The following is a 23699-nucleotide window of genomic DNA, read 5'->3' as shown; positions in this document are numbered from 1 at the left end:
ATGCATGACTATACATGCAACCGTGAACCTATGCAGCGCCTATCCCAGCGGGTCGGTGTCGCCCCAGGGCACCAGCGTGATGGTGCGGTCGACGTCGCGCAGCCCGGCGGCGGCGCGGGTCACGAGGGTGTCGACCGTGTCGGCCCCCACGCGCACCATCCGGCCCGACCAGGCATCGAGCCTGCCGTCCGCCATCGCCAGCACGAGGGCGGACACCTCCCCGGGCTCGGTCCACTCCGTGCGGTCGTGGTGGGCCTGCATCGCGCGGGCCATGTCGGTCCGGACGACCCCTGGCGCGAGGTCGAACGCGAACACCCCACGGTCCCGGCCGGACAGGTGGGTCGACCCCGTGAGCCGCGCCAGGGCGGTCTTGCTCACGTTGTAGGCCGTCGCGACGTCAGAGGGCCGGACGCCGGCGCCGCTGTTGAGGTTGACGACGCGACCCGACCCCGCCGCGAGCATGTGCGGGAGCACTGCCCGGGTGACGAGGTAGGGGCCGAGGACGTTGGTCGCCACCGTCGACCACCAGTCGTCGGGGTCGGACTCCTCGAGCGGGACCTCGGCGTCGATGACCCCGGCGTTGTTGACGAGCAGGTCGACGCGGCCGTGACGGTCCACGACCTCCCCGACCCACGCCTCGACCGCCACCCGGTCCGTCACGTCGGCGACGGCGCGCGAGCCGCGTTCCACGGCATAGCCGTGCTGCTGGAGCGCGTCCGCGAGGTGGCGACCGATGCCCCGCGAGGCACCGGTCACCACGGCGACGGACTGCGTCACCGCTGCACGGCGCCGGTCGCCGCGGCAGCGGCGGCCACCGCCTTGTCACGCAGCGCGCTCACCTCGTCGGTCGTGAGGGTGCGGTCAGTGGCGCGGAAGGTGAGGCGGTAGGCCAGCGACTTCTTGCCCTCGCCCGTCTGCTCGCCGCGGTAGACGTCGAACAGCACGAGCGACTCCAGCCCCTCGCCCGCGCCCTCGCGCAGTGCTGCCTCGACCCGGGCGGCCGGCACGGACTCGTCGACGACGAGCGCGACGTCGGTGTGGGCCACCGGGAAGGTCGACAGCGGTCGCGCCTGGACCGGGGTGCCGCTGGCGGCCACGAGCGCGTCGACGTCGAGCTCACCGGCCACCGTGCGGGCGGGCAGCCCGAGGGCTGCCACGACCTTGGGGTGGAGCTCACCGGCGTGGCCGACGACCGTGCCGTCCGCGAGCGAGAGCGCGGCACAGCGCCCGGGGTGCCACGGTGCCCGGTCAGCCGCGGAGACGACGAGCTCGAGCCCGATGGCGGCGGCTACCGACGTGGCCCAGGCGACGGCATCGGCCGCGTCGACCGGGCGTGCCGGACCCCACGGCCCGCCCTGCTCCACCTCGCCGGAGGCCGCGAAGGCCACCTGTCGCGGCTGGGCGGGCACGGCGCCGAGGATCGCGGCGAGGGTCTGCTCGTCAGGGCGCGTGTCGATCCCGGGGACCGGTGCGCTCGTGGGGGTCGCGGATGCCCGGGTGACCAGTCCGATCTCGTAGACCGCGACGTCGCGCGACCCGCGAGCGACGTTGCGACGCAGGGTGTCGAGCACCGTGTCGAGCACGGAGGTGCGCATGAGCGGCGCCTCGTCGGACAGCGGGTTGGACAGGCGCACGGCGGCGCGACGCTCGTCCTGCGCCGGGTAGCCGAGCTGGTCGAACAGCCCCGGCGCCACGAACGGGTAGCTCAGCACCTCGGTCAGCCCCTGCTGGGCCAGGGTCGTCGCGATGACGCGGCGGGTGCGCTGGGCGTGGGTCAGGCCGCGGCCGGCCGACTTGGGCTGTGGCAGCACCGAGGGGATCTGGTCGTAGCCACGGACGCGGGCGACCTCCTCGACGAGCTCCGGGCCGTTGGTCAGGTCCGGGCGCCAGCTCGGCGGCAGCACGGTGACGTCGGTGGGCGAGGAGCCCTCGGTCACCTCGCAGCCGATGGCGCGCAGGGTGGCCAGGACCTCGTCGCGCGGGTAGTCGACCCCGACGTAGCGGGTCGGCAGGCTCGTGTCGAAGGCGAAGCCCACAGCGGGCACGCGGTAGTCGACGTCGGTCACTCCCTCGTCGGCGGTGCCACCCCCGTGTTCGACGAGCAGGTCGACCGCGAGCTGGGCTGCCGCTGCCGCGACCGCCGGGTCGACGCCACGCTCGAAGCGCTTGGACGCCTCGGTCGTGAGGCGGTGTCGGCGTGACGACCGGGCCACGGTGGTCGGGTCGAAGTGAGCAGCCTCGATGAGCACGTTGGTCGTGCTGTCGGTGACCTCGCTCGCCGCGCCGCCCATGACCCCGGCGATCGCGAGGGGCGTGTCCGACCCGTCGACGATGAGCAGGTCCTCGGGGTCGAGGGGGCGCGCCACGTCGTCGAGCGTCGTGAGCCGCTCCCCGGCGCTGGCCCGCCGCGTGCCGACGGAACCGGACAGCGTGTCGAGGTCGAAGGCGTGCAGCGGCTGGCCGAGCAGCATCATCACGTAGTTGGTCACGTCGACGGCGAGCGAGATCGGGCGCATGCCGACCTGGGTGAGCCGCTTCTGCATCCACTGGGGGCTGGTGGCCGTCGTGTCCACCCCACGGACGACGCGGGCGACGTAGCGGTCGCACCCGTCGCGCCCGTCGATCGGCGCACCGTCGGTGAGGTGCACGGCATACCCGCGGTCGTTGGGCGACGCGACCTCGAGGTCGGCGGGGTCGCGGAAGGCACGGCCCGTGGACAGGGCGTACTCGCGCGCGATCCCGCGCATCGAGAAGCAGTACCCGCGGTCGGGGGTCACGTTGACCTCGACCACCTCGTCGGCCAGCCCGAGCAGGGCGATGGCGTCCTGGCCGGGCTCGAGCGCGGCAGCAGCCTCCTCACCGAGCAGGCGGGACAGGACGATGATGCCGGTGTGGTCGTCGCCGAGGCCGAGCTCGGCCAGGCTGCAGATCATGCCGTTCGAGACGTGGCCGTAGGTCTTGCGCGCGGAGATCTCGAACCCGCCCGGCAGGACTCCCCCGGGCAGCACGCAGACGACGAGGTCGCCCGGCTCGAAGTTGTGCGCGCCGCAGACGATCTCCTGGGCCTTGCCTTCGGTGAGCTGCTGGCCGTGCTGGCCGACGTCGACCGTGCACCAGTTGATCGTCTTGCCGTTCTTCTGCGGCTCGGGCTGCACGGTGAGCACGCGTCCGACCACGAGCGGCCCGGACAGGTCACCGCCGTGCAGGCCCTCCTCCTCGAGGCCGACCCTCACCAGCGCGGCGGCGACGTCCGCACCGGTGGCGTCCGCAGGGACGTCCGCCAGCTCGCGCAACCAGGACAGGGGGGCGTGCATCAGATCTCCATTCCGAACTGCTGGGAGAACCGCACGTCTCCCTCGACGATGTCGTGCATGTCGCCCACCCCGTGGCGCAGCATGAGCGAGCGCTCGATGCCGAGGCCGAAGGCGAAGCCCGTGTAGCGGTCGGTGTCGACGCCGGCCGCGCGCAGCACCCGCTGGTTGACCATGCCGGACCCGCCCAGCTCGATCCAGCCGGTGCCGCCGCAGGTGCGGCAGCGCTCGCCGTCGAGGGACCCGGAGCCACCGCAGATCCAGCAGCGGCAGTCGATCTCGGCGCTCGGCTCGGTGAACGGGAAGTAGTTGGGGCGCAGCCGCGTCACGATGCCCTCACCGAACAGTCGCTGGACGAACGCGTCGAGGGTGCCCTTGAGGTGCGCCATGGTGATGCCCTCATCGACCACGAGTCCCTCGAACTGGTGGAAGACCGGGGTGTGCGTCGCGTCGAGGTCGTCGGTGCGGAAGACCTTGCCCGGGCACAGGACGTAGATGGGCGGCTCGTGGGCGAGCATCGTGCGCACCTGCACCGGCGAGGTGTGGGTGCGCAGGACGAGCCCGGAGCCGGCCGGCTCGACGAAGAAGGTGTCCTGCTCCTGGCGGGCCGGGTGGTCGGCGTGCATGTTGAGCGCGTCGAAGTTCAGCCACTCGGACTCGAGCTCGGGGCCCTCGGCGATCTCCCAGCCCATCGACACGAAGATGTCCTCGACCCGCTCGGTCACGAGGCTGATCGGGTGCCGGGCGCCGAGCCGGCGGCGYGGCACCCGCACGGTGAGGTCGACGGTCTCCTCGACGAGGATGCGGCGGTCGCGGTCGGCCTCGAGCTCGGCCTGTCGGGCTGCGAGCGCCTGGGCGACCTGCCCCTTGGCCTGGCCGACCCGCTTGCCGGCCTCCGCCTTGGCGCTCGGTGGGAGGGCGCCGATCTCGCGGTTGGCGAGGGCCAGCGGGCTCTTCTCGCCCTGGTGCGCCAACCGCGCCGCCTTGAGCTCGTCGAGCGTCCCGGCGGCGGCGATGGCCTCGCGGGCGTCGGCCACGGCCTGCTCCACCACGGCCGGGTCGAGGGCGGCGACCTCGACGGGGTCGTACTGCTTGTTGGGTCCTGACATCACGTTTCCACTCTGGTCTGGGCGGCGCGGCGCACCGAAGTCTAGGGGGCCTGTGCGAAGCCTCCGGAGGCGAGTGGCGTGCGTGAGGGGTATGCCGGGTGGCCGGCACGGCGGCCCGGTCGCCCGGGCGGCGGGTGAGCCCTCAGCGCAGCGCAGCAGCCGCGACCGAAGGCGCGGTAAATCGCTGCGGTGCGGCTGCCATGGCACCCACCATCCCCGACGACGGCGCCGGCAGGCAACCGCATTCCACGCAGCGGGCGGTTCCCGGGCCCGGCCGGTCCGGTCAGGCGAGCTGGTCGCCGGTCAGGCGAGGTAGTCGGGCGGGTTGGACGGCAGGCTGAGCCGGAACTGGGCGCCGCCAGTCGTGGACGACTCCACGCGCACCCTGCCGCCGTGGGCCTCGACGAGGCCCTTGACGACGTAGAGCCCCAGGCCGGTGCTGCCCCGTCCGGACCCGTGCCAGAACCGGCTGAACACCAGGTCGCGGTGCGCGGGGTCGATACCCCTGCCCTCGTCGCTGATGACGAGGTCGACACCGGGTCCCGCGTGACCGCGGGCCTCCAGCCCCTCCTGGCCGTCGGACTCCGCGGTGGCAGCCCCCAGCGTGACGGTGCCCTCGCCGTGGCGCAGGGCGTTCTCGATGAGGTTGGACAGGATCTGGTCGAGGCGGTCGGGGTCGGCCCACACCTCGGGGAGCGGCTCGTCCACCGTCACGGTGAACCGGTCGGCCTGGTGCCCACTGGCGACCGCGCGCTCGACGTGCCGGCCGAAGACGGCCTGGACGTCGATCGGCTGGGGACGGATCTGCAGCCGACCCGCGTCGATGCGCGAGACGTCGAGCAGCTCGGTGATGAGCCGGGTGACCCGGTCGGCGTCGGCCTCGATGGTCTCGAGCATCAGCCGCTTCTGGTCGTCGCTGAACCGGTCCCAGCGCCGCAGCAGGGTCGACGAGAACCCCTTGACGGAGGTGAGCGGCGAACGGAGCTCGTGGGCCACGGTCGAGATGACGGCGGCGTTCTCGGCCTCGGCGCGACGACGGTAGGCCGCGTCACGCATGAGGATGTTGACCCGGTTGACCGGCTGATTGCGGCCGGGCCGCAGGTACTTCGCGGTGACCAGCACCTCACGGCCGTTGTGCCGCAGCCGCAGCAGCCGCTCGCGGTGGCCGGTGCGGATGCGCAGGCCGCCCCACGGGTTGGTCACTTCCCACCACGAGGTGCCGTCGCTGTCCTGGAGGTCGACCACCTCGCGGATGTCGGCGCCGACGCACTCCTCGCGGGAGCGCCCCAGGAGGCGAGTGGCACGGGTGTTGAGGAACAGGATCTTCCCGTCGCCGTCGGCCGCGACCAGACCGTCCGGGATCAGCTCGGCGGCGATGCTGGCGGACTCGGTGTCCATCACCATCCCGGGCGTGAAGTCCATGGCGCCGACCTTAACGGTTCTGTGCGCCCGCAGAGGCGAAGAGGCAGATGGTTGCGGCCATGGCGAGGTTGAGGGACTCGGCCTTGCCGTGGATCGGGACCCGCACCACGTCGTCACACAGGTCGCGGACCGACTCGTGCAGGCCCCACGCCTCGTTGCCCATCACCCACGCGTGCGGGCCGGAGAGGTCTGCGTCGGGGAGCAGCGTGGTGCCGGCACCGTCCGCGGCCAGCAACCTGATGCCCGCCTCGCGCAGCCGGCCCAGGGTGTCGTCGATGTCCAGGCCGGTGACCACGGGGAGGTGGAACAGCGAGCCGGCCGTCGAGCGGACGACCTTGGGGCTGTGGAGGTCGACCGAGGAGCCGCTGACGAGGACGGCGGCCGCCCCGGCGGCATCGGCACCGCGCAGGACGGTCCCGGCGTTGCCCGGGTCGCGGACGTTGGTGAGCAGGACCAGCAACCGGGGCGAGCCGGCCAGGACCTCGTCGAGGGTCGCCGTGACGACACGGCACACGGCGGCGACGCCCTGGGGCGTCGGGGTGTCGCACATCGCGGCCAGGACCTCGTCGGTGACCTCGTGGACGAAGAGGTCGGCGGCCTCGGCGGCGGCGAGGATGTCGGCGTGGCGGGTCCGCGCCTCCGACGTGACGTACACGTCGAGGACGCGCTCGGGGTGGTGCACGACGACCTCGCGCACCGACTGGGGTCCCTCGGCGAGGAACCGGCCGGTCCGGTCACGCACCGAGCGCCGGGACAACGCCCGCACCGCCTTGACCCGGTCCGACCGTGCGTTGGTCAAGGGGGTCGTCAGCGGGGGCATGTCCCGGCGCTCTGGTGTGCCCGGAGGGATCGCTTCGATCAGGCGTTGGCGCCGGCCGTGGCCGGCACGTTGGCGCGGGCGATCTCCACCAGGGCGGTGAAGGCAGCCTCGTCGTTGACGGCCAGCTCGGCCAGCATGCGACGGTCGACCTCGATCTCAGCGGCCTTGAGGCCCTGGATGAAGCGGTTGTACGTCATGCCGTTGGCGCGGGCGCCGGCGTTGATGCGCTGGATCCAGAGGCGACGGAAGTCACCCTTGCGGGCGCGACGGTCGCGGTAGGCGTACCCGAGGGAGTGGGTGACCTGCTCCTTGGCCTTGCGGTAGAGACGACCGCGCTGACCGCGGTAGCCGCTGGCGCGCTCGAGGACGACCCGGCGCTTCTTCTGGGCGTTGACTGCCCGCTTCACGCGTGCCACGTGAGTTCTCCTTGCTGTCTAAAGTTCCGAGGCTGCTGTGTGCTGAGCCCGGTGGTGCTGGTGGGGGTGGGCTCGGCTCAGCGGCCGAGGAGCTTCTTGACCTTCTTGGCGTCCGGCTTGGACACCTCGACGTCGTTCGCGATCGACCGGGTGTAGCGCGAGGACTTGTGCTCGAGCAGGTGGCGACCGCCGGCCTGCTCGCGCATGACCTTGCCCTTGCCGGTGATGCGGAAGCGCTTCTTCGCGCCCGAGTGCGTCTTCATCTTCGGCATGGCTGCCGATCTCCTTCTGTCTGGTGCTGCTGGTTCGTTCTGCTGGTCTGGGTGGTGCGGGGCGTGGTCGCCCGGGCTGCTACTCGGCCGGTGCGGCCTTGGTCTCCTGCGGCGCCTCGACCTCGGTCGCGGCATCGGCGGTGACCTCGGGCGTCTCGACGACCTGGCTGGCCTCAACGACCTGGCTGGCCTCGGTGGCCTCGGCCTCGGCGGTCTCGCTGGGCGAGTCCGGCGTGGTCGTGCGGGCCCGGCGCTGCTCGGCCTTGGCCTCGGACTTCTTCTTGGTCGGGGCCAGGACCATGATCATGTTGCGACCGTCCTGCTTGGGGGCCGACTCCACGGTGCCGAGCTCGAGGACGTCCTCGGCGAGGCGCTGGAGCAGGCGGTAGCCCAGCTCGGGGCGGGACTGCTCGCGGCCGCGGAACATGATCGTCACCTTGACCTTGTCACCGCCCTTGAGGAACCGCTCGACGTGGCCCTTCTTGGTGCCGTAGTCGTGCGGGTCGATCTTGGGGCGGAGCTTGATCTCCTTGATGACCGTGTTCACCTGGTTCTTGCGGGCTTCCCGCGCCTTCATGGCTGCTTCGTACTTGAACTTGCCGAAGTCCATGAGCTTGGCGACCGGAGGCTTGGCCATCGGGGCGACTTCGACGAGGTCGAGGTCAGCCTCGGCGGCAAGGCGCAGCGCGTCTTCGACGCGAACGATGCCGACCTGCTCTCCGTTGGGTCCAACCAACCGCACCTCCGGAACCCGGATGCGGTCGTTGATACGAGGCTCGCTGATGTTGGTGCTCCTTCATCGGGAATCTGTGGTCCGGCCGCAACAACGAGAAAAGGCTCCCCGCTGCCGTGCGCGGAAAGCCTCACCTGATCGGTCTCGGAACCACCGGAGGCGCTGTATGCCGCGTGGCTCGCGCCCCGCGGCCGTGGCCTCGGTGACCTCGGGAACCCGGCGACCACATGGTCGACGCGGGTGGAAGCAGGTGCTGCTTCACTTGCACACCGGGCCTGGTGCTGGGTCACCCCAGCTCCGGGCACGGCCGGTCGATCTGGAAGGCTACCAGCGTGAGCAGTGAATCTCCCAATCCCGACCCCACCGCGCAGGCCACCCGTGACATCGCGGAGGTGCCGGCGGTCGAGGTGATCACCACCGCGGCGATCCACCTGATGAGCGCCGCCGCGGTCAAGTGTGGCCTCGCCGAGGGCCCGGACGCCCAGGAGCACCTCGACCTCGACGAGGCTCGCCGCCTCATCAACGCCCTCGCCGGCCTCATCACGGCTGCGGCCCCGGACCTCGGCAGCCAGCACGCGGCACCCCTGCGCGACGGGCTCAAGTCGCTCCAGCTCGCGTTCCGTGAGGCCTCCGTGATCCCCGATGCCCCCGGTCAGGGCCCCGGCGAGAAGCTCACCGGATCGGTCGTCTGACCTCAGCGGTCCTGGGGCGCCTTGACCACGGGGTGGCCCAGCGCACCGGCCATGTCGAGCGCGGTGTGCTGGGTGCCGTCGGCGTCGAAGTTGGCTGGGGCCAGCCACCGCTCGAACTCGGCCCGCAGCACCGGCCACTCGTCGTCGACGACGGAGTACCAGTCGGTGTCGCGGTTGCGTCCGCGGTAGACCGTCGCGTTGCGGAAGGTCCCCTCGTAGCTGAAGCCGTAGCGGCCAGCCGCCCTGCGTGACGGAGCATTCGTCGAGTCGCACTTCCACTCGTAGCGCCGGTAGCCGAGGTCGTCGAACGCGTGCCGCATCATGAGGTACATCGCCTCGGTCGACGCGGTGGTGCGCTGGAGGGCGTCGGACATGACGATTCCGCCCACCTCGATCGAGCCGTTCGCCGGGTCGATCCGCAGGTAGCTCGCGATCCCGAGGCCCGCGCCGTCGGGTGCAAGCACGGCATACGGCGCGCAGGTGGGGTCGGAGTCGAGGGCGGACACCCACTCCCCCAGGTCTGCGGCCCGGGCATAGGGCCCCTCCGGGTAGTAGGCCCAGATGCTCGGGGCGCTCTCGACGTCGAGGGCCTGGTGGAGTCGGTCGACGTGCTGCGGCCCGGCGGCCTCGACCCGGCAGGTGCGGCCGACCAGCGTCACCGGGGCGACCCCGGGCCGGGGCGACCAGCCGGGGACGGGTCGGCCGACCGGCTGCCCGAACTCGTTGCTGTGCACGTCGGCTGCTAGCGACCGACGGCCGGCTCGGGCGACGCGGCAGCAGCGGCGACCCGGGTCCTGCGGCCGCGGCCGCGCGTCGAGGTCGCGACGGCCCCCAGCACGGCGACGAGCAGACCGGCCACCGCGACGACGAGGAATCCCGCCTGCCAGCCGCGCTGGTCGATGGCGAACCCGGCCATCGGTGCCCCCAGCGCCATGCCGCCGGTCATGAACGAGCCGTGCCAGCCCATCGCCTCGCCGCGAGCAGAGGCCGGGACGACCCGGCTGACCTGGTCGACGGTCGCCGTGATCGTCGGGGCGCAGAGCAGGCCGGCGACGAAGGACAGCGCCGCCAGCGACAGCGCACCCCCGGCCAGGGCCATGGGCGCGGTCACGAGGGCGAGGGCACCGAGCAGCCAGAAGGCCGAGATGGGATGGCGCAGTCCGCCGTAGACCAGCCCGCCGACGAGCGAGCCGAAGCCCCAGACCGCGAGGACCCACCCGATCGAGGACTGGGCGTCGAAGCCGCGCAGGGCCGCCACGATCCCGATGTCGGAACCGCCGAGCACCACGGTCGTCGCCGCCGCCGAGAGGCAGATCGCGATGAACCGCGCACGGAACCACCCGCTGCGAGCGGGCCGGACCACCTCGGCGGGAGTCCCCTGCTCGTCGGTCGTCGTCGGGGCGGACTCGTCGTGCAGCCGGGGGTTGGCGACCCACAGGAGCACGCCGGCCGCGACACCGAGCATCTCGATGACGAACAGCACCCACTGGGTCGGCCACATCGTCGCGGCCCAGACCCCCACGGCGGGGCCGACCATGAACGACAGCTCGACCGCGACCCCGTCGAGCGAGATGGCGGTGCGGCGGTCGTCCTCGGACACCGCGGCGATGACGGCCTGGCGGATGATCGAGAAGGACGGGATCACGAACAGGCCGGCGAGCGCGGCCAGCGCCAGCAACCACCAGTAGGACGCGAAGGGCGCGATCGACCAGCACACGGCAGCCACGACGATCGAGGGCACGACGACCCGGCGCAGCCCGCGCTGGTCGAGCAACCGGCCGCGCCAAGGACCGCTGACCGCGATGGCGATCGTCGCCGCGGCGGAGACCAGCCCGGCCGCACCGTAGCTGCGGTGCAGGTGGCTCACGACGTGGAGGGTGATGACCACGCCACCGGCGAAGATCGGCATCCGGACCAGGAACCCCAGGACGAGGGCGCGGCGCAGGGCAGCGCTCGCCAGCACACGGCGGTAACGGTCTCGGGCCAGCAGCATGCCTCCACTCTGACACCGGGGTGCGACAGAGGCCAAACCGTTTTCGCTCCTGACGCAGTGCGCGTGCTGGCATGCGGGCCGGTGGGCGGGCCGGCGCGCCCTGGCGGGCGGGGCTGGGGGCTCGCCACCCGGCGGTCGGGAGTAGGTTCGCCGTCGTGACGATCTGGCACCTGGCCGAGCCGGAGCACTGGAAGGCCGCGACGGAGTCCGGCAGCTACACGCAGTCGACCCGGGGACGCAGCCTCGCGCAGGAGGGTTTCATCCACTGCTCCTCCGCGCAGCAGTGGCCGGTGGTGCGGCGCGCCTTCTTCGGGGACGTCCCCGGTCCCCTGCTCCTGCTGGAGATCGACGAGGCACGGCTGCCCGAGCCGCCCGTCTTCGAGGTCGGCAACCCCGAGACCGGCGAGACCTTTCCCCACCTCTATGCCGCGCTGCCGGTGTCGGCCGTCGTGGGGGTCACGGAGCTCGCGCCGCCCCACGCCTGACCGGCTGGCTGCGCCGGGTCAGCGGATGGCGAACGCCAGGCCGTCGATCCGGGCCCGGACCTCGCCGTCGGTGGCGAGCTGCTCCCCCACGGCGGTGGCGACCTGCTGCACCTCGTCGTTGGTCAGGCCCGGCTGCAGCTCGAGCTCGATCCGCACGACGCCCTCACCCGGCGCACCGGGCGAGAGCGTGTGCGCGACGACGGCGGGGTGCTCGCGCACGGCCCTGACCACGGCGCGGGCGACGACCTCGTCCTCGTGCGCCGGCAGCCAGTCGCGCTGCTGTGCCAGGGCCCACACCATGCTGGGGCGCAGGGCCACCGCACGGTCTCCCGCGACGTCGACGACCATCACGTCGCACCGCTCGGACACGGCGGCCTGCGCCGCCCGGGCAGCCGTCACCGGGACCGGCCGCGCCGAGGGGTCCCACGCCGTCAGGGCCTCCATCGACGTGAACACGGGCAGCGCCCGGGTGCCGTCCGGCGCGATCAGCGTCACGGCGGCCATGTCGGTCTGCTTCTCGACGGCCAGCTCGCCGGAGGTGTCGACCTCGGCGGGCTCGGCGACGATCGGCACGAGCAGCCGTGCGCTCGACACCGCCGCCATCAGCTGACGCTCGTCGGCGGGGTCCTCCAGCGCGGCGACCAGGGCGGCGTCGGCCGCACCCGTGTCGCCGTCGAAGCCGGTGCTGGTCAGCTCGCGACCGCCGAACGGGATGCCGGCCGAGTCGTGCCCGGCGGCAGCGTGGTGGTCGGCTCCGTGCCCACTCGTCACGGTCGCCCCGCGACGTCGAGGGCGTCCGGGAGCGTGAACGCCCCGCGATAGAGCGCCGAGCCGACGATGGCACCCTCGACGCCCAGAGGCACCAGGGCACGGATGGCCTCGACGTCGGCCAGGGTCGACACGCCGCCCGACGCCACGACCGGGCGGTCGGTGCGCGCGCACACGTCGCGCAGCAGCTCGAGGTTGGGCCCCTTGAGCATGCCGTCCTTGTTGACGTCGGTGACGACGTAGCGGGCACAGCCCTCACGGTCGAGCCGGTCCAGCGTCTCCCAGAGGTCGCCACCCTCCTGGGTCCAGCCGCGCGCGGCGAGGGTGGTGCCCCGCACGTCGAGCCCGACCGCGACCCGGTCTCCGTGCTCGGCGATGGCGGCGGCCGTCCACTCGGGGTCCTCGAGCGCCGCGGTGCCGAGGTTGACCCGTCGGCAGCCGGTCGCGAGCGCGGCCTCGAGGGACTCGGCGTCGCGGATGCCGCCGCTCATCTCGACACGGATGTCGAGGCGTCCCACGATGTCGGCGAGCAGCTCGCGGTTGGACCCGCGGCCGAACGCCGCGTCGAGGTCGACGAGGTGCAGCCACTCGGCACCCTGCTCCTGCCAGGCGAGGGCGGCCTCCCACGGGTCGCCGAACTCGCCTCCGCTGCCGGCGACCCCCTGGACGAGCTGGACGGCGCGACCGCCCTGGACGTCGACGGCGGGGAGCAGCTCGAGGCGGGGCAGGTCCTGGGGGTTGAGGTCGGTCATGCGGGCGGGTCCTCGCTGGTGTCCGGAGTGATGGGGGTGGTGCTGGTGTCGGGGGTGATGGCGGGGGTGGTCGGGGCGGGCTCTGCCGGCTCGACGTCGGCGCGCCGGCCCTGCAGGACGAGGTAGCCGCCGACGAGCAGCAGCGCGAGGACGACCAGGCCGATGCGCACCGGCCACGACGCGTCGAGCAGGAACGCGACGACCAGCGTGCCGAGGGCAGCACCGACCGTCGTCGCCACCTTGGGCCTGGTCCGCCGCCGGTAGGCCGTGCTGCTGGTCCGTCTCGACGTGGTGCGCCGGGTGGTCGACCGCCTCGCGGTCGAGCGCCTGGTGGACTTCGAGGTGGTGCGCTTGGCGGTCGTGCGCTTCTTCGCGGTGGTCACAGTGTCCTCACCCAGTTCTCCAGCAGGGCCAGTCCGGCGTCGCCGGACTTCTCGGGGTGGAACTGGGTCGCGGACAGCGGGCCGTTCTCGACCGCCGCCACGAACCGCCCACCGTGGTCGGCCCAGGTCACCCGGGGCGCGACCGAGGCGAACGCGCCCTGGGGGGCTTCGAGCTCCCAGGACTGCACGGCATACGAGTGGACGAAGTAGAACCGCTCGTCGGCGAGGCCGTCGAACAGCCGGGTGTCCTCGGGTGACACGACCTCGGACCACCCCATGTGCGGCACCACGGGCGCCTGCAGCCGGGCCACCGTGCCGGGCCACTCGCCCAAGCCCTCCTCGCGGTCGGCGCTCGGCTCGTCGGAGCCGTCGAACAGCACCTGCATGCCGACGCACACCCCGAGCACCGGTCGGCCACCGGCAAGCCGGGTCTCGATCACGCGGGGCCCGTCGGCAGCCCGCAGGCCCGCCATGCAGGCGTGGAAGTTGCCCACGCCGGGCACGAAGAGGCCCTCGGCCGCCAGCGCGGCAGCGGGGTCGGCCGTCAGCTCGACCTGAGCCCCCACGTGCTCGAGCGCGCGCACCGCCGAGCGGACGTTGCCGCTGCCGTAGTCGAACACCACCACGCTCGGGGTGCCGGTCATGTCTGTCCCTCCATCTCGGCCCGGTGCCGGGCCTCCTCGGCGAGCCGGGCGTCGAAGCGCTGGACGGCACGGTCGGTGGGTTCGACGACCTCGCCCTGACGGTCGTGGTCGACGGTGCCCCGCCACAGGTCGAGCGCCGGCAGGTCCAACGCGGTCATGAGGTTGTCGAGCACCTGGGCGACGGTGCCCGCCGGGTCCCCCAGCACCCTCGAGACCTCGGCGGGGCGTGCCGTGCGACCGGCTGCGCCCACGAGGTCGGCCATGCGTGCCGGCTCGAGGTCCTGCAGTCGGCCGACCCCTGTGCCCGGCTGCCACACCAGCCACCGCTGGCCCGAGCGCCAGCCACGTGGCGAGACCGTGACGACCGCGCGGTCCTCGACCTCGTAGAAGCCGAGCGCGGGCCGCAGCCTCGCGGGCACCGGCCGGGCCGCGAGGACCGCGACGGCGTCGTCGTACGGAGGCTTCGCGCGGCTGCCCGGCTCGGCGGGCACCAGCGCCGACCAGCGGCCGAGGGGCACCACCTGGCACGCCACGAGTCCGCGTCGCACCCATCCCGCGACGCGAGCGGGGTCGCCGCTCACGAGGAGCAGTCCGCGCGCCCCCTGCGCGGACTGCCACGGGACGCTCACGTGGAGAGGCTGCCCTTCGCGCTGGGGACGCCGCTGACCCGCTCGTCGCGGGCCACGGCGGCGCGCAGGGCGCGGGCGACGGCCTTGAACTGCGCCTCGACGATGTGGTGCGGGTCGCGACCCGAGAGGACCCGCACGTGCAGCGCGATCCCGGCCCGGCCAGCGAAGGACTCCCAGACGTGACGGGTCAGCGACCCGACGTAGCTGCCGCCGATCACGACGTACTGCTGGCCCTCGGGCTCGCCGGTGTGGACGACGTAGGGACGACCCGCCACGTCGACGACGGCGTGCACCAGGGCCTCGTCGAGGGGCACGGTGGCGTCGCCGAAGCGGCTGATGCCCGACTTGTCGCCGAGGGCCTCGCGCAGGGCGTCGCCGAGCACGATGGCGACGTCCTCGACCGTGTGGTGGGCGTCGACGTCGACGTCGCCGGTCGCCTTGACGCGCAGGTCGATGAGCGAGTGCTTGGCCAGCGACGCCAGCATGTGGTCGTAGAAGCGGACCCCGGTGTCGATGTCGGAGACGCCCGTGCCGTCGAGGTTGAGCTCGAGCTCGACACTGGACTCGGACGTCGCGCGGCTCAACGAGGCCGTGCGGTCACCTGCACTCACGACGCACTCCTGTCCGGCGCTGACTGACGGGTCGATCCTGCCACCTGCGCCACCGCGGCGAGGAAGGCGTCGGTCTCGGCCGGGGTCCCGGCCGTGACACGAAGATAGTGGGGGATGCCGACATCGCGGACGAGGACTCCCCGGTCGAGCAGGTCGCGCCAGGTCTGCGCGGCGTCCGGCAGCCCGCCGAACAGCACGAAGTTGGCGTCACTCGGCACCGGGTCGAGGCCGAGGGCAGCCAGCTCGGTGACGATGCGGTCGCGCTGGTCCTTGATCGCCTCGACGGTGGACAGCATCGCCGGGGCGTGGCGCAGGGCGGCCAGCGCGATCGCCTGCGTCGGGGACGACAGGTGGTAGGGCAGCCGGACGAGCCGCAGGGCGTCGACGAGTGCCGGGTCGGCGGCGAGGTAGCCGAGCCGCCCACCGGCGAAGGCGAACGCCTTGCTCATGGTCCGCGTGACGACCAGCCGCTGGCGACCGGGCAACAGCGTGAGGGCACTCGGCGTCCCCGGCCGGGCGAACTCGGCATACGCCTCGTCGACGACCACGACGGCCCGCTCGGCGGCGTCGTGGACGGCCTCGACGACGTCCAGGCCCAGGGCCGTGCCGGTCGGGTTGTTCGGGGAGCAGAGGAACACCAGGTGGGGCTGTTGCTCGCGCACCTGCGCCACGGCGTCCTCGGGCGTGAGGTCGAACGGCTCGCCACCCTGGCCGCGCAGCCCGTCGACCCACGTCGTGCCCACGCTGGTGCTGATGATCGGGTGCATGGAGTACGCGGGGGTGAAGCCGAGTGCCACGCGCTCGGGACCACCGAAGGCCAGCACGAGGTGCTGCAGCACCTCGTTGGACCCGTTGCCCGCCCAGACCTGCTCGGGGGTCACCAGCACGTCGTGGTCGGCCGAGGTGTCGGTGAGGTATGCCGCGAGGGCAGTCCGCAGGTCGGTGAACTCCCGGTCGGGGTAGCGGTTCAGACCCGGCGCGACACCAGCGACCGCTGCGGTGATCTCGTCGACCACCTCGGGCGGCACGGGGTAGGAGCTCTCGTTGGTGTTGAGCCGCACCGGGACGTCGAGCTGCGGTGCGCCGTAAGGGGTTCCGCCGCGCAGGTCGGCGCGGAGCAGGCCCTGGATGCCTGCCGTGGTGGCGTCGGTCATGGCGCGGTCGTCCCGCCGGGGAACCTGGCCTGGACGGCCTCACCGTGGGCGGGGAGGTCCTCCGCCTGGGCGAGGGTCACCACCTGGTCGGCCACGTCGCGCAGCGCGTCGGAGCCGTAGTGGATCACCTGCACCGACTTGAGGAACGAGCCGACCGACAGGCCGCTGCTGTGGCAGGCGCAGCCACCGGTGGGCAGGACGTGGTTGGAGCCGGCGAGGTAGTCGCCGAGGCTGACGGGTGAGTGCGGTCCGACGAAGACGGCTCCGGCGTTGTGCACCCGGTTGCTCACCGAGGCGGCGTCGGCCACCTGCAGCTCGAGGTGCTCCGCGCCGTAGGCGTTGACGACCGCTAGCCCGGCGTCGAGGTCGTCGACGAGCACGACTCCCGACTGCCGTCCGGAGAGGGCCTGCTGGACCCGTTCGGAGTGCTTGGTCGCCGCGGCCCGGCGCGCCACGGCGGCCTGGACGGCGTCGGCGAGCGCCGAGCTGGCGGTCACCAGCACCGAGGCGGCCTGGGGGTCGTGCTCGGCCTGCGACACGAGGTCCGAGGCGACGTGCTCGGGGTCGGCGGTGTCGTCGGCCAGGACCATGATCTCCGTCGGCCCGGCCTCGGAGTCGATGCCGATGACGCCCTTGAGGTGGCGCTTGGCTGCGGCGACGTAGATGTTGCCCGGTCCGGTCACGAGGCTGACCGGCTCACAGACCACCTCGGCCCCGGCCTCTCCTCCCCCAGAACCGGACGGGGCGTCCTCGAAGCCGTACGCGAAGGCGGCCACCGCCTGGGCGCCGCCCACGGCATACACCTCGTCGACGCCGAGCAACGCGCAGGCGGCGAGGACCGTCGGGTGGGGGTAGCCGGTGAAGACCCCGCTGTTGTCGCGCTGGGGCGGGCTGGCCACGGCCAGCGAGCCGACCCCGGCCACCTGCGCGGGGACGACGTTCATGACCACGCTCGACGGGTAGACGGCACGGCCGCCGGGCACGTAGAGCCCCACGCGGTCGACGGGCACCCAGCGGTTCTCGACCTCGCCACCGGTCACGACGCTCACGGTCCGGCTCGACGGCAGCTGCTGCTGGTGCACGAGGCGAGCCCTGGTGATCGACTCCTCGAGCGCCGCGCGGACCTGCGGGGCGAGCTGTTCGATGGCGGCGTCCAGCACGCTCTGCGGCACCCGCAGGCTGGCCGGTCGCACGCCGTCGAACCGCTCGCCGAGCTCGTAGAGGGCCACGGCCCCGCGATGACGCACGTCCTCGCAGATCGGGCGCACCGTCTCCACGGCCGCCGCGACGTCGAAGTCTGCCCGCGGCAGGAGCGCACGCAGCTCGCGCACACCCAGCGCGCGGCCGCGCAGGTCGGTCGTGGCCATCATGCGCCCAAGTCTAGGCGGGCGCGGCGAGGCGCCCCGCCGCGGTCTCAGCCCCCGGAAACGACTGTCACCGTGGTCAGCTCGCGCCGTAGAACGTGGACTCGGTCGCGAAGCGCGCCCGGCGGGCGACCTTGCGGTAGGTCTCGGCGAGGTCGGCTCCCGAGCCGGGCTCACCGCCGAGGATGCGGCTGATGCCGTCGGCGACGCGCAGGTCCGACGGGACACTCTCGACCGGGCGGCCGCGGAAGAGCACCGCGGCGTTGCGCAGTCGCGAGGCCAGGACCCACGACTCCCGCAGCGCCCCGGCCCGCTCGGCGTCGAGGTGCCCGGCCGCCAGGGCGGCGTCGAGGGCGGCGAGGGTCGCCGTCGTCCGCAGCTCGGGGGTCTCGTGCGCATGGCACATCTGGAGCAGCTGCACCGACCACTCGACGTCGGACAGCCCGCCCCGGCCCAGCTTGAAGTGGCTCTTGGGGTCGGCGCCCCGTGGCAGCCGCTCGGCCTCCATGCGCGCCTTCAGGGTGCGGATCTCACGAACCTGGGCGTCGGTGAGACCGTCCTCCGGCCAGCGCAGCGGGTCGATCAGCTCGACGAACCGGGCCCCGAGGTCGGCGTCCCCCGCGATGGGCGCCGCCCGCAGCAGCGCCTGCGACTCCCACGTGAGCGACCACCGCTCGTAGTAGGTGCGGTAGCTGCCCAGGCTGCGCACGAGCGGGCCGCTCTTGCCCTCTGGTCGCAGGTCGGCGTCCAGCCCCAGCTGCGGGTCCGGACCGGCCGAGCCCAGCAGGCGGCGCAGCTCCTGGACGACCTCGAGGGCCTGCTCCTGGGCGAGCGCCTCGTCGACCGCCCCGGAGGCGTCGGGGCGAGGGTCGTGGACGAAGATCACGTCGGCGTCGCTGCCGTAGCCCGTCTCGCCGCCACCGAGCCGGCCCATGCCGACGACGAGCAGGTCCGTCACCAGGGGCGCGCCCGCCTTCTCCTCGACGGTGCGGACGGCCACCCCGAGGGCTGTCTCGACGAGCGCCGCCGTCAGGTCGGTCAGGGCACGTCCGACCCCCTCGAGGTCGAGCTGGCCGGTGAGGTCCGCGACGGCCACCCGGAAGAGCTCCTGGCGGCGGATGCCCCGGGCTGCCCGGACGGCCCGGTCGGGGTCGTCCTGCCGCCCGGCCGCCGCCGTCATCCGCTTCACGAGGTCCTCGCGCGACCGTGGCGCGAGGCCGCCGGCGTCGCCCAGGACGGCCACCGAGTCGGGGGCTCCGATCAGCAGGTCGGCGGCGTACCGGCTGCGGGCCAGCGTGTGCGCCAGCCGCTCCGCGGTGGAGCCCTCGTCGCGCAGGAGCCGGAGATACCAGTGGGTCGACCCGAGCTCGTCACTGACCTTGCGGAAGGCGAGCAGACCACCGTCGGGGTCGGCCTCGTCCGCGAACCAGCCCAGCATGACCGGCAGCAGCGTGCGCTGGATCGCCGACCGCCGGCTGACGCCGGACGTGAGTGCCTCGAGATGGCGGATCGCCCCAGCGGGGTCACGAAAACCCAGTGCTGCCAAGCGTTCTCGCGCGGCCTCGGGACCGAGCCGAGCCTCGCTGCTGCTGAGCCTGGCGACCGCGGCAAGCAGCGGTCGGTAGAAGAGCCGTTCGTGGATCCGCCGCACCTCGCGCGCCTGCTGCTGCCACTGGGTGACGACGGCCTTGGCTGCGTCGGAGCGGTGCCCGAGGGCGCGGCCGAGGCGGCGCAGGTCGGTGTCGGCCGTGGGCATCAGGTGGGTGCGGCGCAGCCGGAACAGCTGGATCCGGTGTTCGAGCGTCCGCAGCAGCCGGTAGGACGCGTCGAGGGTCGCCGCGTCCTCGCGGCCGACGTACCCGCCGCGCGCCAGGGCGTCCAGAGCCTCGAGCGTCGTGCCCGAGCGCAGCGAGTCGTCCGAGCGCCCGTGCACGAGCTGGAGCAGCTGGACGCTGAACTCGACGTCGCGCAGGCCACCGGGGCCCAGCTTGAGCTGGCGCTCGGCCTCGGCCGCCGGCACGTGCTGCTCGACGCGTCGCCGCATCGCCTGCACGTCCTCGACGAAGTTCTCGCGCGACGCGGCCTGCCACACCATCGGCTGCACCGCGGCGAGGTAGGCCTCGCCGAGTGCCCGGTCCCCCGCGACCGCCCTGGCCTTGAGCAGGGCCTGGAACTCCCACGTCTTGGCCCAGCGCTCGTAGTAGGTGCGGTGGCTGTCGATGGTGCGCACCAGCGGGCCGTTCTTGCCCTCGGGTCGCAGGGCCGCGTCGACCGGCCAGAGGGTGCCCTGCCCGGTGGACGTGGAGCAGGCCCGCATGAGGTGGGTCGCCAGCGCGGTCGCCGCGGCGATCGCGGCCGGTTCGTCGGCGCCGTCGCGCGGCTCGGCCACGAAGATGACGTCGACGTCGCTGACGTAGTTGAGCTCGCGCCCGCCGGTCTTGCCCATGCCGATCACGGCGAAGTCGCACAGCTCGGCCTGCTCGCCCACCTGGGCCAGGGCGATCTCGAGCGCCGCCTCGAGGGCGGCCTCGGCCAGGTCGGCCAGTGCCGCCGCCGCCTCCGGCAGCGAGGCGACCGGGTCGTCCGACGTCAGGTCCAGGGCTGCGATGCCGAGCAGCTGCCGGCGATACCCGATCCGCAGCGCGTCGTATGCCGTGTGCGCGCCGGGCGCGCGCACGGCACCCACCAGGTCGGCCACCCGCTCCTGCGGCGTGAGCGCCTGGGCACCGGCCACGCTCCCCCAGTGCTCGGGGTGCGCCACGAGGTGGTCGGCCAGGGCGGTGGAGCCGCCGAGCACCGCCAGCAGCCGGTCGCGCGCGGACCCGGGGTGACGCAGCGCGGCGACGAGGCCCGCGACGCCCCTGGCCTCGGCCTCCTCGTCGCGGCGCCGGGGCGCGGAGGCACGCAGCGACTCCATGAGCCGCACGAGGGACAGCAGCGCGAGGTCGGGGTCGGCGACGACGGACAGCGCGTCCGGCAGCCCGTCGCTGAACACGTCGTCGAGCGGGTCGATGAGCCCGGCCAGGGCCGGGTCGACGAGCAGCTGTCCCGCGCGCGCGGGATCGGCGAAACCCAGCCGGGCCAGGGTGGCTGTCTGGGAGGTCGGCCTGCCGGAGATCACTGGCCGCAGGTCACAGGCCCGGCAGGTAGCGCTCGAGCTCGAACCGGGTGATCTCGCCGCGGTAGTCGTCCCACTCGGCCCGCTTGTTGCGCAGGAAGAAGTCGAACACGTGCTCGCCGAGGGTGTCGGCGACCAGCTCGCTCTTCTCCATGACGCGGATCGCCTCGTAGAGCGAGGTCGGCAGCGGCTCGATGCCCATGGCCTGGCGCTCGGAGGAGGTCAGCCCCCACACGTCGTCCTCGGTCTCGGCGGGCAGCGCGTAGTCCTCCTCGATGCCCTTGAGGCCGGCGGACAGCATCAGCGCGAACGCCAGGTAGGGGTTGCAGGCCGCGTCGAGCGTGCGCACCTCGACCCGGCTGCTCTGCCCCTTGGTGGGCTTGTACATCGGCACGCGCACCATCGCGGAGCGGTTGTTGTGCCCCCAGGTCAGGTGGGCGGGCGCCTCGCCACCGCCCCAGAGCCGCTTGTAGGAGTTGACCCACTGGTTGGTCACGGCCGTGATCTCGGCGCCGTGGCGCAGCAGCCCGGCGATGAACTGCCGACCGACCTTGCTCAGCTGGTAGGGCGCACCGGGCTCGTGGAACGCGTTGCTGTCACCGTCGAACAGGCTCATGTGGGTGTGCATGCCCGAGCCGGGGTGCTGCGCGAAGGGCTTGGGCATGAAGGAGGCGAAGATGTTCTGCTCGAGCGCCACCTCCTTGATGACGGTGCGGAACGTCATGATGTTGTCGGCGGTCGACAGGGCGTCGGCATAGCGCAGGTCGATCTCGTTCTGGCCGGGCCCGCCCTCGTGGTGGCTGAACTCGACCGAGATGCCCATCGCCTCGAGCATGGTGATCGCGGCGCGGCGGAAGTCGTGACCGGTGCCGTGCGGCACATGGTCGAAGTAGCCGGCGTGGTCGACGGGCTCCGGACTGTCGCCGGGCTTGAAGCCCGCCTTGAGCAGGTAGAACTCGATCTCGGGGTGCGTGTAGAACGTGAAGCCGAGGTCGGACGCACGGCCGAGGGCCCGCTGCAGGACGTGGCGCGGGTCGGCGTGGCTCGGGGACCCGTCCGGCAGCGTGATGTCGCAGAACATGCGTGCCGTGCCCGGGTTGTCGCCGCGCCACGGCAGCACCTGGAACGTCGCCGGGTCCGGCTTGGCCAGCATGTCGGCCTCGTAGACCCGCGCGAAGCCCTCGATCGCCGAGCCGTCGAACCCGATGCCCTCGGAGAAGGCCCCCTCGAGCTCGGCCGGCGCGACGGCCACTGACTTGAGCGTGCCCAGCACGTCGGTGAACCACAGCCGCACGAAGCGGATGTCCCGCTCCTCGATGGTGCGGAGGACGAACTCCTGCTGACGATCCATGGGTCGAATCCTGCCCTAGTTGGGGGTGCGGGGTGCGCGTGGCACCGTGAATTGGACGCTCAGGCCTGCAAGGCCGACATCGCCGAGTTGTGCCCCGGTATGCCGGAGACTCCCCCGCCGCGCCGCGCGCCGGCTCCGGCGATGCGCACCACCGGGTGGTTGGTCTCCACGCCCCACGTGCCCACCTCGGCCTCGGACTCGGCCCACGGCCACTGCAGGGAGCGGTGGAAGATGTTGCCGCCGGGCAGCCCGAGGTCGTCCTCGAGCTCGACCGGGGTGCGCGCCTCCAGGCAGTACCGGCCCTCGCCGTCGCGCATGAGGACGTCCTGGATCGGTTCTGCCAGGACGGAGTTCAGCGAGTCCAGCGTGTGGGCGAGCGCCAGGTCCTTGACCTGGTCGTGCTCCTCGACAGAGCCGCGGAACAGGCGGGCCGGCAGGTGCAGGCCGAACAGCGTCAGCGTCTGCGCCTCGCTGGCCGCCAGCTCCGGGCTGAGGATCGAGCGGTCCGAGAGGCTGTGGCAGTAGATCTCGCACGGCGGCAGCTGCGGCACCCGCCCGGCTGCGGCCGCGGCATACGCGTCCTGGAGCTGGTCGTAGCCCTCGTTGATGTGGAACGTTCCCGCGAAGGCAGCCCGGGGGTCGACCGACTCGTCCCGCAGCCGGGGCAGGCGGGTGAGCAGCATGTTGACCTTGAGCTGGGCGCCCTCGGGCTCGCGCTCGGTGGGCACCGGCTCGGCCCCGGTCGCGGCCAGCAACCCGTTGAGGACCGTGGGGGCGCACGCGGCGTGGATCGCCCCGGCGCGAGCCCAGCCTCCGGCCCACGAGACGACTCCCGCAGGGTCGACCGCGGTGACGCGCACGCCGGTGCGGATCTCGGCACCCGCAGCCGTCGCGGCACGGGCCAGGCCACGCGTCACCGCACCCATGCCGCCCACGGGGACGTCCCAGTCGCCCGTGCCGCCCCCGATGAGGTGGTAGAGGAAGCAGACGTTCTGGCGCAGGTCGTGGGACCCCATCTCGGCGAACGTGCCGATGAGCGCGTCCGTCGCGACGATGCCGCGCACCGTGTCGTCGGAGAAGTGCTTCTCCAGCACCTCGCCGAGCGGGCGGTGCACCAGCGCCTGCCACAGCTCGTCGTCGCCGACGAGGGCGGACGCCTCGGCCTCGCTGCGCAACGGCTCCAGGACCGTCGGGAAGAGCTCCTGGGCGAGGTGGTGGACCCGGCCGTAGAAGTCCTGCCACGCGGCATACTCGCTCGAGCCACCGGTGAGCCGCGCGAAGGCGGCCGCCGTCGCGGCCTCGTCACCGGTGTCGACGAGCAGGCCCGTCGCCGGGTCGGCGGGAACCGGCGTGAACGAGGAGAACCGGCGCCGGACCAGCTCGACGTCGAGGTCGAGGTCGGCGACGACCTGTCGCGGGAGCAGCGACACGAGGTAGGAGTAGCGCGAGAGGCGGGCGTCGACGCCGGGGAACGCCTGGGCCGAGACAGCCGCTCCGCCCACGTGGTCGCTCGCCTCCAGCACGAGGACGCGGCGACCCGCGCGGGCGAGGTAGGCCGCACACGTCAGCCCGTTGTGTCCGGCACCGATGACCACGTCGTCGAAATCCACGCGCCCACCCTAGGGGGCACGCGGACGGGCCCCCGGGATTGCTCCCGGGGGCCCGCCGTCTT

At 72.9% G+C, this 23699-nt stretch carries 23 protein-coding genes; 2 read left to right on the top strand and 21 right to left on the bottom strand.

Annotation, left to right across the window (positions count from 1 at the left end):
- Positions 1-39: 39 nt before the first annotated feature.
- The 8 genes from AC1DV7_RS04575 to infC all read right to left on the bottom strand — a co-directional run bounded on the left by AC1DV7_RS04575 (position 40) and on the right by infC (position 8092).
- Positions 40-777 carry an SDR family oxidoreductase gene (locus AC1DV7_RS04575; RefSeq protein ID WP_477595036.1) on the bottom strand — a complete coding sequence of 246 codons (738 nt, stop codon included), beginning with the start codon at positions 775-777 and terminating at the stop codon, positions 40-42.
- Positions 774-3314: a phenylalanine--tRNA ligase subunit beta gene (gene pheT / locus AC1DV7_RS04570; RefSeq protein ID WP_477595034.1), complete on the bottom strand. Its 2541-nt coding sequence runs from the start codon at positions 3312-3314 to the stop codon at positions 774-776. The genes AC1DV7_RS04575 and pheT overlap by 4 nt, the downstream gene beginning before the upstream one ends.
- The gene (pheS, locus tag AC1DV7_RS04565; RefSeq protein WP_477595072.1) at positions 3314-4420 is read right to left on the bottom strand and encodes a phenylalanine--tRNA ligase subunit alpha; all 1107 of its coding nucleotides are present in this window, start codon (positions 4418-4420) and stop codon (positions 3314-3316) included. The genes pheT and pheS overlap by 1 nt, the downstream gene beginning before the upstream one ends.
- 303 nt (positions 4421-4723) lie before the next feature.
- Entirely contained in the window at positions 4724-5842 is a 1119-nt protein-coding gene (locus AC1DV7_RS04560; RefSeq protein ID WP_477595032.1) for a sensor histidine kinase, read from the bottom strand.
- A gap of 10 nt (positions 5843-5852) precedes the next feature.
- A complete protein-coding gene (locus AC1DV7_RS04555; RefSeq protein WP_477595030.1) occupies positions 5853-6662 on the bottom strand; it encodes a TrmH family RNA methyltransferase in 810 nt (269 codons plus the stop codon).
- A gap of 38 nt (positions 6663-6700) precedes the next feature.
- Positions 6701-7078 (bottom strand): 50S ribosomal protein L20, encoded by a 378-nt coding sequence (rplT, locus tag AC1DV7_RS04550; RefSeq protein ID WP_477595028.1) that lies wholly within the window; start codon positions 7076-7078, stop codon positions 6701-6703.
- A gap of 77 nt (positions 7079-7155) precedes the next feature.
- Positions 7156-7350, bottom strand: a complete 195-nt coding sequence (gene rpmI / locus AC1DV7_RS04545) for a 50S ribosomal protein L35 (protein WP_477595026.1) — start codon at positions 7348-7350, stop codon at positions 7156-7158.
- A 79-nt stretch (positions 7351-7429) separates the two neighbouring features.
- Positions 7430-8092 (bottom strand): translation initiation factor IF-3, encoded by a 663-nt coding sequence (gene infC, locus AC1DV7_RS04540; RefSeq protein ID WP_477595024.1) that lies wholly within the window; start codon positions 8090-8092, stop codon positions 7430-7432.
- 323 nt (positions 8093-8415) lie between these two features.
- On the opposite strand from infC, the gene AC1DV7_RS04535 reads away from it, so the two are divergent.
- Positions 8416-8775, top strand: a complete 360-nt coding sequence (locus tag AC1DV7_RS04535) for a DUF1844 domain-containing protein (RefSeq protein WP_477595022.1) — start codon at positions 8416-8418, stop codon at positions 8773-8775.
- A 2-nt stretch (positions 8776-8777) separates the two neighbouring features.
- Here AC1DV7_RS04535 and AC1DV7_RS04530 read toward each other — a convergent pair whose 3' ends face one another.
- Complete coding sequence (locus tag AC1DV7_RS04530) at positions 8778-9509, bottom strand: GNAT family N-acetyltransferase (RefSeq protein WP_477595020.1); 732 nt, start codon at positions 9507-9509, stop codon at positions 8778-8780.
- An 8-nt stretch (positions 9510-9517) separates the two neighbouring features.
- Positions 9518-10768, bottom strand: coding sequence for an MFS transporter (locus AC1DV7_RS04525; protein WP_477595018.1), 1251 nt, complete (start codon positions 10766-10768; stop codon positions 9518-9520).
- Positions 10769-10923: 155 nt separating this feature from the next.
- Here AC1DV7_RS04525 and AC1DV7_RS04520 point away from each other — a divergent pair, with 155 nt between their 5' ends.
- Entirely contained in the window at positions 10924-11253 is a 330-nt protein-coding gene (locus tag AC1DV7_RS04520; RefSeq protein ID WP_477595016.1) for a DUF952 domain-containing protein, read from the top strand.
- An 18-nt stretch (positions 11254-11271) separates the two neighbouring features.
- On the opposite strand, the gene AC1DV7_RS04515 is transcribed toward AC1DV7_RS04520, so the two are convergent.
- The 11 genes from AC1DV7_RS04515 to AC1DV7_RS04465 all read right to left on the bottom strand — a co-directional run bounded on the left by AC1DV7_RS04515 (position 11272) and on the right by AC1DV7_RS04465 (position 23637).
- On the bottom strand, positions 11272-12024 hold the full coding sequence (locus AC1DV7_RS04515) for an SseB family protein (RefSeq protein ID WP_477595014.1): 753 nt from the start codon (positions 12022-12024) through the stop codon (positions 11272-11274).
- A complete protein-coding gene (priA, locus tag AC1DV7_RS04510) occupies positions 12021-12773 on the bottom strand; it encodes a bifunctional 1-(5-phosphoribosyl)-5-((5-phosphoribosylamino)methylideneamino)imidazole-4-carboxamide isomerase/phosphoribosylanthranilate isomerase PriA (protein ID WP_477595013.1) in 753 nt (250 codons plus the stop codon). The genes AC1DV7_RS04515 and priA overlap by 4 nt, the downstream gene beginning before the upstream one ends.
- The gene (locus tag AC1DV7_RS04505) at positions 12770-13156 is read right to left on the bottom strand and encodes a hypothetical protein (RefSeq protein ID WP_477595011.1); all 387 of its coding nucleotides are present in this window, start codon (positions 13154-13156) and stop codon (positions 12770-12772) included. The genes priA and AC1DV7_RS04505 overlap by 4 nt, the downstream gene beginning before the upstream one ends.
- Positions 13153-13800, bottom strand: coding sequence for an imidazole glycerol phosphate synthase subunit HisH (hisH, locus tag AC1DV7_RS04500; RefSeq protein WP_477595009.1), 648 nt, complete (start codon positions 13798-13800; stop codon positions 13153-13155). The genes AC1DV7_RS04505 and hisH overlap by 4 nt, the downstream gene beginning before the upstream one ends.
- Positions 13797-14429, bottom strand: a complete 633-nt coding sequence (locus AC1DV7_RS04495; RefSeq protein ID WP_477595007.1) for a hypothetical protein — start codon at positions 14427-14429, stop codon at positions 13797-13799. Before AC1DV7_RS04495 ends, hisH begins: the two co-directional genes overlap by 4 nt.
- Positions 14426-15040, bottom strand: a complete 615-nt coding sequence (gene hisB, locus AC1DV7_RS04490; RefSeq protein ID WP_477595005.1) for an imidazoleglycerol-phosphate dehydratase HisB — start codon at positions 15038-15040, stop codon at positions 14426-14428. The genes AC1DV7_RS04495 and hisB overlap by 4 nt, the downstream gene beginning before the upstream one ends.
- The gene (locus AC1DV7_RS04485) at positions 15037-16194 is read right to left on the bottom strand and encodes a histidinol-phosphate transaminase (protein WP_477595003.1); all 1158 of its coding nucleotides are present in this window, start codon (positions 16192-16194) and stop codon (positions 15037-15039) included. The genes hisB and AC1DV7_RS04485 overlap by 4 nt, the downstream gene beginning before the upstream one ends.
- Positions 16191-17564 carry a histidinol dehydrogenase gene (gene hisD / locus AC1DV7_RS04480; RefSeq protein WP_477595001.1) on the bottom strand — a complete coding sequence of 458 codons (1374 nt, stop codon included), beginning with the start codon at positions 17562-17564 and terminating at the stop codon, positions 16191-16193. Before hisD ends, AC1DV7_RS04485 begins: the two co-directional genes overlap by 4 nt.
- 73 nt (positions 17565-17637) lie before the next feature.
- Positions 17638-20679 carry a bifunctional [glutamine synthetase] adenylyltransferase/[glutamine synthetase]-adenylyl-L-tyrosine phosphorylase gene (locus tag AC1DV7_RS04475; protein ID WP_477594999.1) on the bottom strand — a complete coding sequence of 1014 codons (3042 nt, stop codon included), beginning with the start codon at positions 20677-20679 and terminating at the stop codon, positions 17638-17640.
- 10 nt (positions 20680-20689) lie between these two features.
- Positions 20690-22027, bottom strand: a complete 1338-nt coding sequence (locus tag AC1DV7_RS04470) for a glutamine synthetase family protein (protein WP_477594997.1) — start codon at positions 22025-22027, stop codon at positions 20690-20692.
- Positions 22028-22086: 59 nt separating this feature from the next.
- Complete coding sequence (locus AC1DV7_RS04465) at positions 22087-23637, bottom strand: phytoene desaturase family protein (RefSeq protein ID WP_477594995.1); 1551 nt, start codon at positions 23635-23637, stop codon at positions 22087-22089.
- Between the last annotated feature and the right edge of the window lie 62 nt (positions 23638-23699).

Source organism: Pedococcus sp. P2_E4, from assembly GCF_056403935.1.
Note: the sequence above shows the minus strand (reverse complement) of the source record. Positions and strands in the feature narration are given on the sequence as shown.

Excerpts from the sequence above, each read along its gene's own strand:
- hisH (WP_477595009.1), bottom strand. The coding sequence starts at position 13,800 with ATGACCGGCACCCCGAGCGTGGTGGTGTTCGACTACGGCAGCGGCAAC.
- AC1DV7_RS04560 (WP_477595032.1), bottom strand. The coding sequence starts at position 5,842 with ATGGACTTCACGCCCGGGATGGTGATGGACACCGAGTCCGCCAGCATC.
- hisD (WP_477595001.1), bottom strand. The coding sequence starts at position 17,564 with ATGATGGCCACGACCGACCTGCGCGGCCGCGCGCTGGGTGTGCGCGAG.
- rpmI (WP_477595026.1), bottom strand. The coding sequence starts at position 7,350 with ATGCCGAAGATGAAGACGCACTCGGGCGCGAAGAAGCGCTTCCGCATC.
- AC1DV7_RS04470 (WP_477594997.1), bottom strand. The coding sequence starts at position 22,027 with ATGGATCGTCAGCAGGAGTTCGTCCTCCGCACCATCGAGGAGCGGGAC.
- priA (WP_477595013.1), bottom strand. The coding sequence starts at position 12,773 with ATGACCGACCTCAACCCCCAGGACCTGCCCCGCCTCGAGCTGCTCCCC.
- AC1DV7_RS04555 (WP_477595030.1), bottom strand. The coding sequence starts at position 6,662 with ATGCCCCCGCTGACGACCCCCTTGACCAACGCACGGTCGGACCGGGTC.
- AC1DV7_RS04485 (WP_477595003.1), bottom strand. The coding sequence starts at position 16,194 with ATGACCGACGCCACCACGGCAGGCATCCAGGGCCTGCTCCGCGCCGAC.
- AC1DV7_RS04525 (WP_477595018.1), bottom strand. The coding sequence starts at position 10,768 with ATGCTGCTGGCCCGAGACCGTTACCGCCGTGTGCTGGCGAGCGCTGCC.
- pheT (WP_477595034.1), bottom strand. The coding sequence starts at position 3,314 with ATGCACGCCCCCCTGTCCTGGTTGCGCGAGCTGGCGGACGTCCCTGCG.